We start from the raw sequence: 1,578 nt of genomic DNA, 5'->3' as shown, positions 1-1,578 counted from the left end.
GAGCAGCACACTGCTGAGTGAAGTGGGGACGGCTGATGAAACGATGAGGGCAGCTGCCGTCAGCTTGTCGAGTCCCGTCAGCTTGTCGAGTCCCATCAGCCAGACGATCAGCCACGCAAGCAAAGGACCGGCAATCAGTCTGAGTATGCCCGATATGCTGACATCAATGAGGAGTGAGCGCTTTATTTTCCACTCCATATTGCCCAGCTGTACGCCTAGTGTAATAAGCGCTGTACCGATAAACGCTGCTGATAAGTAACCGATCGGTGTAGCTATAGGCTGCGGGATGGGAACGTCGAACCCTCTGAGCAGGAAGGCAAGCGGGATGACATATATAATCGGCATTGAGATAATTGTCCGCCAAATCGCCCGCATATCGGCTTTGTGCGCGTTGACGTTATATATGCCATACGTGTTCGGTATAAGAGATTGCATCATCATTATTAATAGCTGAATAGCGAATGTTTTCTCGTTGCCTGCAAAAGCCAGCTGATTGAGCGGTATGCCGTAATTTGCGCTGTTGTAGAACAATACACTGTTGCGCATCGCGCTTTTCATACTTGGCTGATACCCTCTTATTCTAATAACCAGCTCAACGATAATATACTGCGTAACCAAAAACAGCACAAAAAACAATAAAATTTTCCCTATTACTTGGGCAGAAATGTCCGTTTTATATAGGAGGTCGAACATAATAGCGGGTGAAAATAAATAAAAATTCAGCTTCGATAACGTTTTAATATCCAGCTTGAACGCTCTTTGAATAATAATGCCAAGCCCAATCATGATGACCATCGGAAGCACGTTTGTCATTAAAATGTGAAAGAAAATATTCATCGCTGCATCTGCTTCTTTCTATTATATAGTTTGAAAAATGATAGTATCGGAAATGGCCATGACTGCGACTAAGATCGCATCCTCATTTTAATAGGTTCATGCTTGATAAGGCAAGCATTCATGTGACGCTCGCTGTTGTGACTAAGCGGTTGATCTTCAGTGATTGGCTGTGACTTGCTGTGACTAGCTGTGATTTGTGTGAATCTGCGACTTATGTGACTTGCTGTGATGTGCGATGCTGCAAATCGTTTCACATGCCCATCCATTCGGCGAATCAGCCATTTCCCTCTAAGCCGTGAGTCAGCTGAAATAGATCTAGAAACTAGTTCTATTCCCATAATATCAGCTTGTATCGTGTGAAAAAGACTAGAAACTAGTGTTATCCGTAAGTAACTCGCCCCATATCCCCGCCAAAGTACTAAATCAGCAAAAATAAAACTAGGAACTAGTTCTATTTCCATCAAATTATCTTGTTTCGTGCAAATAAGACTAGAAACTAGTCTTATCCGTAATTAAATCGCCCCACTATACACATCTAAACACCAAATCAGCAAAAATAGAACTAGAAACTAGTTCTATTTCCATCAAATTAGGTGACGTACAATAGTTTGTGTACCAAGTTTTGGAGTCTATTCAAAACACAAAAAAGTAGGGTATCCTCGGGATTGCTGAGATCACCAAGAAGGAGCCCTACTCGATGAATACTATACCCGAAAATGCATTCAATGATCTACTTGAAAA

1 protein-coding gene is annotated in these 1,578 nt (G+C 42.2%); it reads right to left on the bottom strand.

What is annotated here, in order from left to right:
* Nucleotides 1-837 (bottom strand): AEC family transporter (locus AC1DPK_RS34090; protein WP_477513023.1); only part of this gene is annotated, 837 nt, incomplete at its 3' end.
* Nucleotides 838-1,578 lie beyond the last annotated feature (741 nt).

Source organism: Paenibacillus sp. 01T424 (assembly GCF_056398745.1).
Note: the sequence above shows the minus strand (reverse complement) of the source record. Positions and strands in the feature narration are given on the sequence as shown.